This is a genomic window from Streptomyces sp. NPDC018029 (assembly GCF_044327655.1).
In the GTDB taxonomy this organism is placed as follows: domain Bacteria; phylum Actinomycetota; class Actinomycetes; order Streptomycetales; family Streptomycetaceae; genus Streptomyces.
The window spans coordinates 432792-447502 of sequence record NZ_JBIRFV010000006.1; the positions used below are offsets into that span (position 1 = coordinate 432792).

General features: G+C 68.2%; 15 protein-coding genes and 2 pseudogenes. 7 read left to right on the forward strand and 10 right to left on the reverse strand.

Annotated features, from left to right (window positions below; genetic code table 11):
- Positions 1-522: 522 nt before the first annotated feature.
- Positions 523-903, forward strand: coding sequence for a hypothetical protein (locus ACH4D5_RS21055; RefSeq protein WP_398304506.1), 381 nt, complete (start codon positions 523-525; stop codon positions 901-903).
- A 504-nt stretch (positions 904-1407) separates the two neighbouring features.
- Here ACH4D5_RS21055 and ACH4D5_RS21060 read toward each other — a convergent pair.
- A complete protein-coding gene (locus ACH4D5_RS21060; protein ID WP_398304508.1) occupies positions 1408-1590 on the reverse strand; it encodes a hypothetical protein in 183 nt (60 codons plus the stop codon).
- Between the two features lie 60 nt (positions 1591-1650).
- On the opposite strand from ACH4D5_RS21060, the gene ACH4D5_RS21065 reads away from it, so the two are divergent.
- A complete protein-coding gene (locus tag ACH4D5_RS21065) occupies positions 1651-2304 on the forward strand; it encodes a class I SAM-dependent methyltransferase (protein ID WP_398304511.1) in 654 nt (217 codons plus the stop codon).
- Between the two features lie 324 nt (positions 2305-2628).
- On the opposite strand, the gene ACH4D5_RS21070 is transcribed toward ACH4D5_RS21065, so the two are convergent.
- The 3 genes from ACH4D5_RS21070 to ACH4D5_RS21080 all read right to left on the reverse strand — a co-directional run bounded on the left by ACH4D5_RS21070 (position 2629) and on the right by ACH4D5_RS21080 (position 6114).
- Positions 2629-4329, reverse strand: coding sequence for a flavin-containing monooxygenase (locus ACH4D5_RS21070; protein ID WP_398304514.1), 1701 nt, complete (start codon positions 4327-4329; stop codon positions 2629-2631).
- Positions 4330-4669: 340 nt separating this feature from the next.
- A complete protein-coding gene (locus tag ACH4D5_RS21075; RefSeq protein ID WP_398304517.1) occupies positions 4670-4984 on the reverse strand; it encodes a hypothetical protein in 315 nt (104 codons plus the stop codon).
- A gap of 17 nt (positions 4985-5001) precedes the next feature.
- Entirely contained in the window at positions 5002-6114 is a 1113-nt protein-coding gene (locus ACH4D5_RS21080; protein WP_398304520.1) for a twin-arginine translocation signal domain-containing protein, read from the reverse strand.
- A gap of 185 nt (positions 6115-6299) precedes the next feature.
- On the opposite strand from ACH4D5_RS21080, the pseudogene ACH4D5_RS21085 reads away from it, so the two are divergent.
- A pseudogene (locus ACH4D5_RS21085) lies at positions 6300-6428 on the forward strand (IS5/IS1182 family transposase); the annotation flags it as partial.
- A 925-nt stretch (positions 6429-7353) separates the two neighbouring features.
- Positions 7354-7713 (forward strand): hypothetical protein, encoded by a 360-nt coding sequence (locus ACH4D5_RS21090; RefSeq protein WP_398304523.1) that lies wholly within the window; start codon positions 7354-7356, stop codon positions 7711-7713.
- A 148-nt stretch (positions 7714-7861) separates the two neighbouring features.
- On the opposite strand, the gene ACH4D5_RS21095 is transcribed toward ACH4D5_RS21090, so the two are convergent.
- Both ACH4D5_RS21095 and ACH4D5_RS21100 read right to left on the reverse strand, forming a co-directional pair.
- Complete coding sequence (locus tag ACH4D5_RS21095) at positions 7862-8266, reverse strand: hypothetical protein (protein ID WP_398304525.1); 405 nt, start codon at positions 8264-8266, stop codon at positions 7862-7864.
- Positions 8267-8581: 315 nt separating this feature from the next.
- Positions 8582-9001, reverse strand: coding sequence for a hypothetical protein (locus ACH4D5_RS21100; protein WP_398304528.1), 420 nt, complete (start codon positions 8999-9001; stop codon positions 8582-8584).
- A gap of 457 nt (positions 9002-9458) precedes the next feature.
- On the opposite strand from ACH4D5_RS21100, the gene ACH4D5_RS21105 reads away from it, so the two are divergent.
- Complete coding sequence (locus ACH4D5_RS21105) at positions 9459-9866, forward strand: hypothetical protein (protein ID WP_398304531.1); 408 nt, start codon at positions 9459-9461, stop codon at positions 9864-9866.
- Positions 9867-9959: 93 nt separating this feature from the next.
- Here the strand turns inward: ACH4D5_RS21105 and ACH4D5_RS21110 are convergent, their stop codons facing one another.
- Both ACH4D5_RS21110 and ACH4D5_RS21115 read right to left on the reverse strand, forming a co-directional pair.
- Positions 9960-10817 carry a winged helix-turn-helix domain-containing protein gene (locus tag ACH4D5_RS21110; protein ID WP_398304534.1) on the reverse strand — a complete coding sequence of 286 codons (858 nt, stop codon included), beginning with the start codon at positions 10815-10817 and terminating at the stop codon, positions 9960-9962.
- 610 nt (positions 10818-11427) lie between these two features.
- Positions 11428-11988 (reverse strand): CGNR zinc finger domain-containing protein, encoded by a 561-nt coding sequence (locus ACH4D5_RS21115; RefSeq protein ID WP_398304537.1) that lies wholly within the window; start codon positions 11986-11988, stop codon positions 11428-11430.
- 134 nt (positions 11989-12122) lie between these two features.
- On the opposite strand from ACH4D5_RS21115, the gene ACH4D5_RS21120 reads away from it, so the two are divergent.
- On the forward strand, positions 12123-12764 hold the full coding sequence (locus ACH4D5_RS21120; RefSeq protein WP_398304540.1) for a LysE family translocator: 642 nt from the start codon (positions 12123-12125) through the stop codon (positions 12762-12764).
- Positions 12765-12806: 42 nt separating this feature from the next.
- On the opposite strand, the pseudogene ACH4D5_RS21125 reads toward ACH4D5_RS21120, so the two are convergent.
- Both ACH4D5_RS21125 and ACH4D5_RS21130 read right to left on the reverse strand, forming a co-directional pair.
- A pseudogene (locus ACH4D5_RS21125) lies at positions 12807-13037 on the reverse strand (peptidase inhibitor family I36 protein); the annotation flags it as partial.
- A gap of 120 nt (positions 13038-13157) precedes the next feature.
- Positions 13158-13469, reverse strand: a complete 312-nt coding sequence (locus ACH4D5_RS21130; RefSeq protein ID WP_398304542.1) for a hypothetical protein — start codon at positions 13467-13469, stop codon at positions 13158-13160.
- Positions 13470-13702: 233 nt separating this feature from the next.
- On the opposite strand from ACH4D5_RS21130, the gene ACH4D5_RS21135 reads away from it, so the two are divergent.
- On the forward strand, positions 13703-14710 hold the full coding sequence (locus ACH4D5_RS21135) for an ArsR/SmtB family transcription factor (protein WP_398304545.1): 1008 nt from the start codon (positions 13703-13705) through the stop codon (positions 14708-14710).
- Position 14711 lies beyond the last annotated feature (1 nt).

A 14711-nucleotide genomic window follows, 5' to 3' on the forward strand; every position in this document is an offset into this window, starting at 1 on the left:
GCTGGTCCGGGCCGAACGGGTGCCCCTGCCCCACACCGGATCTGGGCCGGTGCCGCGTGCCGCCGGGGGCCCGTTGGGCGAAGTGTTCCAGCTCGGCGAGCTCCGCCGCGGGCCGGGGCACACTCGTCGGCTTGCCGCCGTCGATGACACACATCCGCTCCCTGGTCTCCTCGACGCGACCGACGAGACCCGCGAAGTAGCTGTCGTTGAACTCTGAAGTGGGGCGTTCAGCCTTGCCCATGACGCGAGGAGCCCGTGCGAGAGTCGGCATGGCCCCTCGCTCTGTACCAGGCACCAGCCTCAGCAGCGCGGCGGCTCGGTTCGCGGCGGGCGGTGGCGGACCTGGCGGCGCATACGAGCGAGCGGCAGTTCGCGGCGAGGCGTCGATGCAGGACGCCAAGTCGCCGCAGTACGCATGAGTTTGACGGCCCCCAGGCTCTGGCTTGATCTTGTCTCGACCCCGGTGAAAGAGTGTTCCCGGATCTTGCACCCCGCACGTTTTCGCAGACGGGAACATTTGTCATGAGCACTCTCGGAATCGCCGGAAAGTCATCCGTCGCCGTGGCACTGGCCTGCGCAGCCACGCTGTTGATGCCGGCCACTCCGGCCGCCGCCTCGGACTGGGACCGGAACTGCTACAGCATCTCGGCCCCCTACAAGGGCATCAGCGAGATCATCGGTAAGGCTGGCAAGACCCGCAGCGGCTGCACGAATGCCACCATCTCCCTGCAGCGTCACCGCTGGTACGGCTGGGAGGAAGTGGACTGGACCGCGCTTAAGAGCGGTACCCAGATGGCGTGGTGGACCTGCACAGGTTCCGGCACCTACACCTACAAGACTGTCGTGAGCGTCGACTACAACCTCGCCACCTACGAAAGCGCCGAACGTCGGCTGACCTGCTAAGACGCCATCACTTGGCCATTCGGCGGTGGCATGGGAGGGTTGCTGCGATGGCGGTGAGTGTGCCCGGTTTACCCTCCGCCACCGCCGCGGCCTGCACCGACTTGAGCAGAACACCGGGGCCGCTGCCATCAACCGGCAACGGGTCACCACACTCCCCGGCGATGCCGCCGGACCGCCCCGCCGGACCCCACACCGCAGATCGTCCAGCCGTCTCTGCCTAACGACCAGCGTTCAAAGAGAACTGCTAAGTCCGCTATGGCGTCGCTCAGTTCAACGTTATCCAGCACAGGGGGCATTACTGGCCGCGATACGGCGGCCGGGCCGCGGGGCGGGCGCCAGGTGGCACCAGGTCCGCGGCGAGGAGAAGGTCGGGATGCGCCCGCGGTACATGATCTCCGCGCCGGCGAGTTGTCGTCCCTGAGTGCTGATATCCGTCACGTATTCGTAGCGGGGTGCTCGCCCAGCCGAGCCGGTGCGGAAGGGGTGCCCTGTCCGTGGACGGTGTCAGGGGGCGGCGAAGTCCCTGGCGTCAGGGAAAGTCACATGGGTGCAGTTGCGCCGTTTGGTGAAGTCATCGACATATGCAGCGAAGAGGGCGGCCAGGTCGGTGGGCTCGAGCGCCTCGGTGTACGTGTAGCTGGAGGTAAGGGTGTGCAGTTCCCCACCCCTGCGGTCACGACTCCCCATGGGGCAGCGAATCCGTCGGTGTGAACTCGGCAGGCCATGACCGGCCTCTACACTGATCCGATGCGCCAGCCCGCCGCAGAGCCGTACTGGAACACCAACGTTGCCCGGCACCCGGGCATCCTCCGGTCTGTACCCGAGGGGTGCGGCGACGCCCTGGACGTTGGCTGCGGGGACGGGCTGCTGGCACGGAAGCTTGCCGGGCGGGCGAAACACGTCACCGGGATCGACAAGTCGCCGGACATGATCGCCTGTGCGCGCGAATCCGCTGTCGGCGATCCGCGACTCACCTTCGTCGAGGGAGACTTCCTCACCGCGGAACTTCCCCGTGCGGAGTACGACTTCGTCTGCTCGGTGACCACAATCCATCACATGGACTTCGAGGCGGCACTCGTCCGCATGCGTGAGCTGCTGCGGCCTGGCGGCACGCTGGTGGTGGTCGGTCTGGCCCGCGAGGCGAGCGTGACGGAGTGGGCGGCGTTGATCGCGGCTGCCCCGATCGTGCGGATCACGAAGGTACTGCGTCGCGCGCGTGGCCCGCAGGGCATGCCGGTCGCCGACCCGCAGATGAGCTACGGGCAGGTGCGGGCTGCTGCCCGGCAGCTACTGCCTGACGTGCGCTACTGCCGCCATGTGCTGCGCCGCTACTCGCTGACCTGGGAGAAACCCGCCCGCTGCCGAGCCGTACCGACGTCCACGCCGCGATCGACCGCCTGACTTCCGAGACCGGCCGACGTCCGAGCTTGCAGCGACCGCAGCCCCAGCACTTCACGGTTTGCGGGAGGTTCCAAGTCGCGTGCCGGGGATGCCGAGGGAGCCGTCGGGGCGAAAGCCTGCGCAGCCCTGGCACGGTGGGGCGTGGGGAGGCTTATCGGTGCTTAGGTCTGTCACTGATTGCTTGCGCTAGGGGCGCAACCCCGTAAGCCACGCCGCGGTCGCGTGTCCGTTCCCCGCTGCGGGTGGGGATGACGGCTGGTGGGGGGCAGTCATGCTTACGCATACCCCGTCGCGGCGCCGCGTCTCATCGACCGTCGACGTCGCTCAATGTGCAGCAGACAGGGTAAAGCCCGTGTAGCCGTCGCGGGCCGCGGCGTCGCATTCCTTTCGGTATCGGTCCAGGCCGCCCGTGTAGGCGAGGAAGGTGTGGGGTTTGCCCGGGATGTTCGCGCCCGTGTACCAGGAGTCGACCGACGGGTAGAGCGTGCGGCCGGCGAGTTCCGCCGTGCTTGCGACCCAGTGCGCCTCGGCCTGCGCAGTTGCGTCGATCTCCGTGAGGCCGTTGTGTCGCAGGTGGGCGATGCAGTCGGTGATCCAGTCGATCTGCTGTTCCAGGGCCACCGCGATGTTGGTGAGCACGGACGGGCTGAGCGGGCCCAGGATGGTGAAGAGGTTGGGAAAGTCGGCCGAGACGAGCCCAAGGTAATTCCGGGGACCGTCCGCCCACCGCTTTTGGAGCGTCGCACCGCCCTTGCCCACGATGTCGATGGCGAGCTGGGAGCCGGTCAGGGCGTCGAAGCCGGTGGCGAGGACGATCATGTCGAGTTCGTGCTCTCTGTCCGAGGTGCGGATGCCCCGGGGAGTGATCCGCTCGATCGGGGTGGTACGCAGGTCCACCAGCGAGACGTGCGGCAGGTTGTAGGTGGCGTAATAGTCGGTGCCCAGGCAAGGCCGCTTGGTCGCGAACGGGAAGCGTGGGCAGAGCAGTTCGGCCGTCACGGGGTCGGCCACGATCGAACGGATCTTGGACCGTACGAACTCCGCCGCGGTCTCGTTGGCCTTCTCGTCGGTCAGGATGTCGGTGTAGGTGCGCAGCATGCCGTTGAGGAAGCCCGTGTCCCAGGCGGCCTCGTACGCGGCCGTACGCTCCAACTCGTCCGCTTCCAGGGCCGATCGGGTCGGGGGCTCGAAGACAGTCCCGCCCCGGGAACGCCGCTGAGCCTGCCGGAACTCCGGGTAGGTGACCTTGAACTCGGACAGCTCGGCGGGGTGCAGGGGACGGTTGTGGGCCGGCAGTACATAGGCCGGGGTGCGCTGGAGGACGGTCAGCGCGGCCGCCTCCTGGGCGATCGCGGGGATGACCTGGACGCCCGAAGACCCGGTGCCGATCACGGCGATCCGCTTGCCGGTGAAGGAGACCTCCTCGCGCGGCCACCGGGCGGTGTGGTGGATCGCGCCCGCGAAACTGCCGGCGCCGGGTATCCGGGGGGCTTGGGGAGTCGACATGCAGCCCGTCGCCAGGATGAGGAAGCGGGTGGTGACGGCCCGTCCGGTGTCCGTGTAGAGCTGCCACAGGTGACGGTCCTCGTCGTACGCGGCGCGGGTGACCCGGGTGCGGAGCACGATGTCCCGGCGCAGGTCGAACCGGTCCGCGACGTGGTGGATGTAGCGCAGGATCTCCGGCTGGGAGGCGTACCGTTCGCTCCACTCCCATTCCTGGTCCAGCTCCGGGGAGAAGGAGTAGGAGTAGGAGAGGCTCTCGATGTCGCAGCGGGCGCCGGGGTACCGGTTCCAATACCAGGTTCCGCCGAGGTCCGCACCGGCCTCCAGGATTACCGCCGCCAGGCCGAGCTGCCGCAGTCGGTGGAGCTGGTAGAGGCCGGAGAGGCCGGCCCCGACGACGACTGCGTCGAGCGTATCGGCCGCGTCGGCCGCGTCGGCCGGGTCCCGGTCGCTCTTCGGCGCGGCGCTGATGCGGCCGTCCTTCGGGTCTGGCCGAAGTTGGCGGCAGTCGATGTGCGTCACGCAGTCTCCTCCGTCATGCGCTTGATGAGCTGCTCCATGGTGAAACCCCTGGAGGGGGCGGGAACTTGCGCGTAAGTGCGGAGGGGCGGTCGTTGATGATCACCCCTCCGCAACGAACGTAAAGAGACAGTCAAGCAACCGTCAAGAGTGGACGATCGATTGACCTGATCCGCACCCCTGGCACGCGGTGGCCCGCGCTGACTCCAGGGCCTTGCGGGCGACAAGGCGGCCCGGGATTTTGCACGCCGGCTCACGGTTCACGGTTCATGGGAGCGGCGCCCGTCATGCGCGAGGAGGCGGGCGGCATTGGGGGAGTAGGCGTAGGGGAACTCGGCGGGAACTAGGCGTATCGGACACGTGCGATGCCGTAGCTGAGGTCGGCTTCGGGAGACGTCGGGGCTGTCATTGATCGTTGTAGAGCAGTCGCGTAGTAGATGACGTGGACGTCTTCCATCTCGTCGTCATACCGCCACAGCTTCGGATCCGTTCCGGATATCTCCTGACCCCTCTTCGGGTCGGCGGAGAGCGCGGTGAAGGCGCGGACTTCGGCCTTGGAGGTGGGCTCGGACGGCTGCGCCCGTGGCGGCGGGTGGGCGACCGGGTGGCCAACACGAGCGGGCAGGCCACTGGAGCTGATCCACCGAGCATCCGTCACACGGCAGGTTGCGTCTTCTACTTACCGACTGGGCAGGCGGACGCCGCCCAGGGAGCAGCGGGTGTGGACGCCCCGGTCTCTGCTCCGAGCTGATCCAGGATTTCGACGGAGAGCAGGTCCTCTTTGCCCTTGAAGGCGTCCGCGATCACCGGATCGGTGGAAAGGACCATCTCGGCCGAGACGTTGTCCTGAACGATCCGGGCGAGGTTGTCCAGAGCGACGAAGACGGGGTCGCGGGGAACTTCAGCGGTCGGCAGGTCGATCAGATGTGTGGCGACCTTCGCCGGGTTCATGCATCGCCTGATGATGATCGACGCCTGGTTCAGCTCGGACGTCGTCCAGATCGACAGTACGACGGTGTACAGGTCCTCCCATGCCTTTTCTCCGATCAGGCCCCGCCACGTGCGCATGAGCCCTTCCACACCCGAGATCTGCGCAGCAGCCGCATACGTCATGTTCGTGCGGATGCTCGGGTAGGTCTTGGCCGAGAACTCCTGGAGCGAGGCCATGTCGAAGGTTCCGCTGCTGACGCAGTCACGGATGAATTGGAGCGCTTCGTCGAGGATCTTCCCGCAAGAGACCTCCAGTTGATGTGGCAGGTTGGCCTTTCCCAGCTGCCGACGTGCGGTGGTGAGCGTGGCAGCGTAGCTCTGGAGCGGGCCGGTCCAGCCGGCTGACCGCGGCCCTGCAAAGGCGACCAGGTCCAGGTCGTGGGGGTCGATGCGACAGGCGTTGGGGAGGTTGGGCACCCTGTGGCTCAGGTACGCGGCAAGGATCGAGAAAATCCCCTGGGGTACGTGGCTGATCGACTTCGCCAGCTCGAACAGCTCGGGCACCGGCCTGACGGACTGCTGCGGGTTTCCGCCATGGACAAGAGTGAACGTGCCGCCGGTGGCATCGTTTTGGACCACGATCACGGGACTCAGACGACGGATCATTGCGGACTTGAGTGCGGCATAATGCGCGCGCATCCCCGCATTGACCTCTCGGATCGCGTCACGAGCCTTCACCTCAGTGTCCGTCCCGGTCCGCTCTTCAGCCTTGGCGGCCAAGGCCGACGAGGGGACGCCGAACAGCGCTGCCCCACCGGCCGCCGAAGCCCCGTCGATGAATCCTCTGCGTGTGACCATTCCCCGTCCTCTCACTCTGCGCGCAAGAGAAATGCGCGCGGCAGGCGCAGATCACTTCACGCGGCTTCGGCGACCACCGGCTGGCTTCCCAGCAAGACCACATCCATCTGTACTTGCTGAGCACTTGCGTGAGTACGCCGACACTCGTCTTTCGAGACGGTGATATCCCGCATCCGCCTGCCCCACGCCTGCCCCACGCCGGCCCGCGAAGGCCACGGGCCCGGCCCCTGGCCGTTCTGGCCGACCGCGCGTATGCGTCACCTGCCATCCGCAGCCGCCTGCCGCGCCGAGGCATCCGTGCGGTCATCCCACAGCCGTCCACCCGGCATCGACAGCCAGGCATACCGCCCACCGCAGATCAGGCCGGCTCACACACCGCCCCGCACTCCTCAACCTCGATCTCAACCGATTCCCCCCGGCCACCGGCCGGCAACACAGCCACAACGACACGGGCCCACGACGTCACCAACGGGGCGCACCTGCCATGTAGGGACGGGAAGGGGTTCTGGGCGTACTCCAGGCGGTACATCACTTGGCGCAGCGTGACGCCACCCTCGTAACTCTCCACGATCTCTCGGGCCCGGTCGACGACCGCCGGTCACCGGATCCGCTCCCGCGCCATAGCGGTACTTGTACCCTTCCGCGCGGCCGTCGGCTCCGGTATGGCTACAGAGTGCCGTCGGTCCCTGAATCGCAGATGGCCGACGTGGCGCCAGGCCGACACTGGTCCGGCCTTCCAGGTCGACGACGTGCCGCGCACCCTCCTCCGGGCGCAGCAGCTCAGCGAACGCGTCCAGCGCCGCCGGCTACACCGCCTCGTCCAGGTCCACCACCTCGGTCGGGTCGTCCTGACCGTCGGCGTGCAGCTCCGGGTCATGCTCGCTGAAGTCCGCGTGCCCCCCATGCACAGCTTCGAGTCTCTGGCCTCGAACACGGCGACCGTGTACAGGTGGTCCTCGCATGGTACGAGGGGCTGCGCTCGGCGGGCGACAGCGTGGCGCGGCTCGGCTGCCTCGGCCGTTCTCGTTCTTCTGCCTCGGCGGGGGCGCTGTTGCAGGCGACGAGGCGGCCGAGCCGGAGGCGGTCGATGGTGAGGGCTGTGCCGAACCTGATTCAGGCGTCGGGAGCCGGGTTGCGCCAGCTGAGTACGAGCCACGGTGCAGACGAGTATCCGCGCCCATGCCCCGGCAGGGCGTGCGGGGCGAGGATCGTGCATACCGATCACGGAAGGAATCAACGATGAACCCCGGCACCTACACGCGCTTGTACGGCTCTGCTCAGGCCGCACCTCGCCCCGGGCACACGGGCCTTGCCGTGGCGGCAGGTGTGCTGTGGGCGCTTACTCTGGCATCGCTGGCCTGGATCACGCTGCTTGTGGGTTTGGTCGCGCTCTGGGGTGCGGCGGAGGGCGCGGACGTCGGCGCCCTGCTCCTGCAGTACGTGGTGATCGTCGCCGGTGCTGCCACGGCCTTGACCGCCCTGATGTTCGCCCCCGGTGTTCGTCGTCGGTCATGGGCAAGCCGCCTATTCCTGGCAGGTGTTGTGGCATGCCCGGTTGCCACCGGCTTCGCGTTGTGGTCCTGGGCCTACACCGGCTGACCCCTGCCGCCGGACAGGCTGACGAGAACTGACCCGACAGGCTCTAAATCCCCAGACGGATACAAAGACGCGCACTCACCTCACGGGCCCCGCCAAAGAGTCCAAAGACGGGTTCTGAGCGCCGAGGACTGATCATGCGCCGCGGAACTCACCCCTGCACCGCGCCCCGCCGCACAGGTGCGGCCGGGCGCGGCGATGGTGTGAGGGAGGTCAGTCGTCCGGGCGGGAGTGCCTCGAGTGCGACCTGCCACGGATAGGCGTTCAGGTCGCTCTGTTTAGGCTTGTGCGGGGTGAAGCCTCCCTCGCCGAGCAGCACGGTGACACCGGCCTCACGCAAGAAGTCGACGTGCTCTTGGACGGCGGGATGGTCAGTCAGCTCTTCCAGGGCTTGGATCTCGCCCTCGGCATCCTCGGTGAGCCACCGGTGGGCGGAGGGCGTGAGGATCAGGCAGACGTCCCAACCAGCCTGCTGCGCAGCGCGGATCGGGACATCGAGGTGACGGGCCGGTGGGGCCGCGCAGCCGATCAGGTACAGGGTGCGTGTCTTGGTCACCCGCGCAGGGCAAAGCGATCAGCGAGACCGCGCAAGCGACCGTCGGTACTGCCGGCTCCCAACAGGCCTAGATCCTCCACGAGGTACCTGGTGCGGGTCGGCACGCCCCCTCCTCAGGGGCGAGTTCCTCCGGCTCCAGGAGCGTGTCGATGGCGTCCCCGCGTTGCCCGGCCTGCTTCTCCCCGATGGCGCGGTCGACGAGCAGGTGGGCCCGGCGCTCGCGGGGGAGACCGGCGAGGGAGGCGGCCGAGGTGTGGGCGTTCCTGGCCGGTTCGGGCGAGCGGGTCGACGAGGACGGCGGGGGAGGCAGTCGGCTCAGCGTTCTCGCGTACAGCCGTTGCGGGTACAGAACTCCCGCGCCAACGGGACGTTGTACTCGTCGTACATCGTGATGTAGACCCGCTGGACGCCGCCCGCGACCGGGATCCGCAGCGATCCGCTGATGGTCTGGTTCGGCCCGCCCTCGAACGCGTATGGGCTGCAGAGGGGGCGGCCCGACGTCAGGCTGCCATTCACCCCCTGGGCGCAGACCTGGCGGAGGCCGCTGGCTGCGTGGACGGCGCCGGACACGCTGGCGGTGTACCCGTCGGTGAAGTGAATCGTTCCGGATGTGGTGCTGTTGCCGTAGGCCATGCCGAAGGGCATGTCCACGGTATTCACGGACGCTTGCGCCGGCGCGGTGTGACCGATGGCCGCCATCACGGCCACAACCATCACCATTAGGGGCTTGCGCATGACTCTCCCTCTCCGTCGGACGAACCTGGAGCAAGCAGAAGCTTCCGCATGCTACTCGTTGACCGTGCACACGTCATGACGCGCAGGCCCGGCAGCGCACTTCGTCGGTCTGGCAGATCCTTCACGACGGGTAGCGCGAGCGCTTAGAGGCAGCTCAGCAGCACGCCACCCGCCCCCCTGGAGCCGGAGGAGCCCGGGAAGGCTCTGTGGCAGTCCCGCGGGGACAGGTAGAACGGCTGGCGGACGGTACCGAGATTGCTGGTGGTCGTTTCGGGCCGGCCCGAAACGAGGTGACTCCACCGATTCGTCAGGAGAGTCTGCTGGCACAGCCACGCGCTGCTCCTCCCTCGCGGCGACCGCGCCGTTGGCCTACGGCCGGAGGCGCTCGCACAGGAAGAGGTCGTGTGCGGTGCGGATGGCGCGCTGGAATCCGGTTGGACGACCCAAGGAGACCGCCGTGAAGAACGAGACCAGAGCACGGAAGAGGCAGGCCAAGAGGACAGCGGTAGTCGGGGCCGGCGTCGCCGGCATGATGGGGTTCACGCTCTGGGCGGCGCCGAGCGCTCTGGCTGACAGCGAGTACCAGCTGCGGTCGTGTGGACCGGCAAGCGCGTTTGTGTGTGGGCGTGGGGGCATCTACAGCAGTAACACGTGGGCATACGCCTGTGACCTTTACGCGGACGGCGCAGGGTTCCAGACCGTATATCGGCGGGCGGACGGCACCGAGAACGAGATCAGCGACCCCAACGGCAGCGCTTCCGGCTGCGGTTCCGAGCGGGCGGGGACTTCCGCCAACCGCGTGACCTCCTACATCGTCTGCGTGAAGAAGAGCCCCCGGATATGTGGGCCGAGGGTGTGGCTATAAGCGACGGTTCCGTTGCGGTTCGGTTGCCCGTCCGCGGACGGGCAACCGGTGTCAGTAGGCTCCGGGGAACTCGCAGAGGTCTGGCCGGCTGGATCACCTGGGGTGGGGCGTCCGGCGTTCAGACGTTGGCCGGGGCGAACCGTTGGTGCTCAGCAGCGTGAGGCCGAGATGGGTCAGGGTATGGAGGGCAGCTTTCCGTTCCCGGGTGAGCGTGGTCAGGCCGGCGCTGCGCAGAGTGGTGGCGTGCTCGCTGGCGCTGGCCGGTGATATGCCCGCCCACTGCGCGAGCTGGGTGGTCGTGCAGGCGGGGTGGTCGGCTATGACGCACAGCACGACCGCCCTGGTACGGCCGAGGAGGGCGGACAGAGCCGGCGGCACCGGAGCATCGCCCTGGCGGGTGTCGAGGGGAGCCCATATGGCTGCCGCGTCGACCGGGTCGCGCAGAGCCGGATACACAATGATGATCGTTTCTGCTTGCGGGCGGCGGGCGAACACTTGAGGAACCGGCCCGCAGAACACCGACGGAGCCAGGATGAGTTGACGGCCCGCCAGGTGGAAGTCGGTTCCGGAGTGAACCAGTCGCCGATAGCCCGGGAGCTCCAGGACGGGGGGCTTCCACAGAGCCATCGGCCGCAGGCTGTCCAGCAGTGCCCCCACCCCGCCCTGCGCCATGACCCGCCCACGCCGGGCCACCTCACCCTGCAGGTACTGATCCATACGCGCCCAGTACGGGGCCACCGCGACGCGGTGGTAGTCCTGCAGCGCTGCGGCCAGCCTTCGCACCGCCCGCGGGTCGGCATCCATCGCTTCGGTCAGCCACGATGGCCTCCACGCCGCCCTGCGTGGATGCACCGAGAATTCCGCCCGCAGCCGCCGGTGCGGCGCACTCACCAGCCGCTCCGCCCCCTCGTCCATACGGCCCGCCGCGCCCACCAGGGTGAACAGATCCACGAATCCCGCGACAAGGGGGCTGAGAAACCGTGCCGTTGCCCTCCCGTCGGCGCTGACTCGCGGACCTGTACGCGCATGCCACCCACCGAACAACGCTGGACGGCCACACCGCTGCACGGTCCGTAAGCTCAGCTCCGTCTCTGCGAGCGGCCCCAACGGCATGACCCGTACCTGCGCCAAGTCCTCGACAGTGAAGTGAACCCGCAGCACGCTCTTTCCCCCTTATATGCGCTGCCGCCCGCTCCCCCAGGGGAGATCCTCTCTACCGGTTTGAGCGCATCCCGTCGTTATCCCAACGATCTGTCCGACATCCGATGGGCGCTGGCCGAGGCACTCCTGAGGAGCTGGTGCGACGACAAGCTCCGCCGCTCCGCGGCCACAACCTCGGCCACTCCCTCCGCCACGACCTCCTGGACGAGGTCCTCCATGTGGCCCGCACCGGCATGCCGCGGCGCTACCTTTCCGCACGACCACCGGCCCTGGAACACGGTCTACCACTACTTCAACCAGTGGAGAAGAACGGCCTCTTCAGGAACCTGCTCCCGCAGGGTGCAGCGGGCCTGCCTGCAGGCGGGCGGTGCGGAGAGACGACGGAAGGTGACCTCCACACTCAGGTGGAGGCTGCCTTGCGGCTGCGGAAGGCTGCGACGCGGGTTCGGTTCTGGCAGGTCACCGAGCAGAACCGGCGCCGGCCGCCGGGGGACTGGTCGAGGTAGACGTCGGCGCAGTTCCCGGCGGTGCACACGCCGATGCGGGCAAAGCCGTGGGCGGCGAGGTACTGACGCAGAGTGATCGCGGCTGCCGCCACCAAGGCGTGATCGGCATCGTCAACGCTCCATACGGCCCGCAGCGCGCCACCGTCCCCGATCCCCACGACGGGGCGGACGCCGCCGTCCGCCAGCAGACGCGTCAGATGCCGTGCGCACGCCTCGGCGTCCTGGGCGGAGAAGGCCGGGTGCAGGTGGTCCGCCGCGTGGGCGAGTGCCTCTGGGGTCAGCCCGGCGCTCACTCGCGGGGGAAGGCCGAGGTGTGGCGCGATATCGGAGACGGGCCGGTGCGGAGCGTCCCCCCGGCCGTCTCCCTCGCGTGGCAGCGTGCCCCAGCCGTTGACGAGGCCCGTCAGCGTCTGGAGGGGAATTTCCGTGAAGGTGACCGCCGTACGTTCCGCCATACATCCCAGCGTAACGCGTTGCCGGCCCTTTATGCGTTGCCGTGGCCGCACCGGACGGGTAACGTAATGAAGAGCTGTTAAGCGTTACCGAGCGAGCTGTTGAGCGTCACTTCATCCGGGCCCGGGAGGATGTCATGCTGGACCTCACACTGCTGCCGGCCTATCTGGCGGCGGTCGCGATCATCACCGTTGCCCCAGGGCCCGACGCCGCGTACATCATGGCCGTGGCACTGGAACGGGGCCCGCGGGCCGGTCTGGTCTCCGCCACGGGAATGGCGCTGGGCATGGTCGTGCACGTGACGGCCGCTGCGCTCGGCCTGGCCGTCCTGCTGCGCTCGACGCCCGGCGCGCTGATCGGGGTGGAACTGATCGGCGGCCTCTACCTGGGATGGCTCGCGGTGTCCACGACCCGCTCGGCCAGGAAGCCGCCGACGGAGGCTCCTGGGGTGCCGCCCGAGCGTCAGGTCCTGCGCCAGGCTGCCCTGACGAATCTGCTGAACCCGAAGACCGTGCTGTTCTTCGCCGCGTTCCTGCCGCGGTTCACCAGCCCCGGACACGGTCCGCTGTGGCTTCAACTGCTGGCGCTCGGCCTGATTTTCCTGGTGATGGGTTTCATCTGGGACACCACGATCGGCCTGTGCGCCGGCCGGCTGGGCCAGGGACTGGTGCGGGGCCACCGCACGGCCGTAACGGTGAACGTCGTCGCCGCAGTCACCTTCGCCACGCTGGCGGCATTCCTGCTGCAGGACGCGCTGACCGCGGCCATAGCGGCCTGAGCTGACACCAGGCCCGGCGACCACCGGCACCGCCCAGCCGGCCTACCTTGAGGGCAGGTTGGCCCGCGCACCGGCATGGACGGTGAAGCAGCCCGAGCCGTAGTTGTATCCGTCATACAGGGCCCACTGGTCCCCGTTGCGGTTCCAGTACGAGGAGGTCCGGTTGTCCATGGACTGGCCTCGCAGGTCCGGGGATCCGGAGCGGAACCAGGCGATCGTCCCGGTTCCGTTGCTCCCGTCGAAGACGCAGAAGGAACCGTTGGGGCAGCGGTCCCATCCGGCTGCCGGGGCGGCCGATGTGGGCTGCGCCGAGGCCGTGCCAAGAGCGAGGACGAGGGCGGCCGCAGGGGGTTGGGGGTTGTGTGCGGGCGTGGCCGCGCGGGCCTGAGGGCGTTACGGCCTGCAGCCTTCCCCACCGGCGTACTTGGAACTGCTGATGAACCAGGTCGGCCCCAGACTGTAGGTGGAGTAGGCCGCTACACACTGGTGGCTCTTGCTGGCGCCCAGCGCCCACGTCTCGATCAGGTGATTGAAGTTTCCGCAGTTCCTCCACACCGCCTGACCGTTGAAGTTGTCGTTGTAGCCACAGTGCGGCTCGGCGGCTGCTGTGGGCCGCTCCAACGCTTGTGCCGATGTCGGCATCAGCAGGAGGCCCGAGAGAGCCAGTCCCAGCGCCGCCGCGGTGATCGGGAGTTTCCGGAGCATCGCTTGTTTCCTTTCCGGTTTCATCCTGGCCCCCTGTGAGGGGCAGGCGGCTGTCACCGTGGCACGGCCCGGATGGCCGTTGCCATTGTTTCAGGCTCCGCTGAAAGGATGGCCCCGCCCGGTGAGGACGAGGTATGGCGTCGTGCGGAGGAGGCCCGGCCGTCGCATCGGTGTCAAGGCCATTGGGGAGACTGGAGAGGTCTAAGAAGGCGCGGTGCGGAGGACGGGGGGCTGTGAAACGCATTCATTTCACTGCGGAGGACCTTGCACGGACCCGGGTAGCCGTCTCCCTCGGGGTGGCGGCGGAGACGTTCGACAGTGTGAGGCTGCTTCGGGAAAGCACGGATGCTCCGGCCCTGGCGCCGTTCTTACGATGGCGGGCCGCGGTCGGCGGTCGAGTGGGCGAACATGCAGGGCCGTTGGCCGCGTTGATGCCGGCACACGGACCGGTGGTCGACGCGATGAGCTTGATGGGAAACACGGCGGACCTCGACGAGGCAGTGGAGAATTTCCTGGCGGCTCCGCGGGCCCTGCTGCGGGCGGAGTTGGAGAACCTACGTATCCAGCCCACGCACCGCAACTGGGCCCGGAATCTGGCGGACGGCGACCGCGAGGCCCGGCTCCAGGTGGCCGCGTCGCTGCGGACGTGCCACGTGGTGACCATGGCGCCGTACTGGCCGCGGATGCGCTCATTCCTCACCTCTGTGCGAGAAGGCCATGTGCGCGCGATGGGCGAGGGCGGGACCGAGCGGATGCTGGAGTCGCTCGATCCGTCCCTGGTGCGCTGGCGGCCGCCGGTGCTCGAAGTCCGCCATCGCCGCGAGGCGGATGTCCACTTGGGCGGGCGCGGCCTGGTCATCTCCTCGGCCGTGTTCTCCTTGCAACAGGCTGAAGTGCTGACCTGTCCCGGGGACTCGGCACAGGCACCGGTCCTTGCCCTGCCGGCCTTTGGCGCCGAGCTGCCAGGCGCGGGCCTGTGGAGCATCGGTGATACGGCGGGCAGGCCGCTGGAGGAGTTGCTGGGACGCACCCGGGCAGCGGTGCTCGAAGCGGTGGCAGACGGTTGCAGCACCACGGACTTGGCCCGTCGGGTACGGGTGTCCGCCAGCTCCGCCAGCCAGCACGCGACCGTGCTCCGCAAGGTCGGCCTGATCACCTCCGGCCGCGACGGCAAGGCCACCCGGCACACCCTGACCCCGCTGGGCGCGGCGCTGCTGGAATCCGGTATCCGCCACCCCTGAC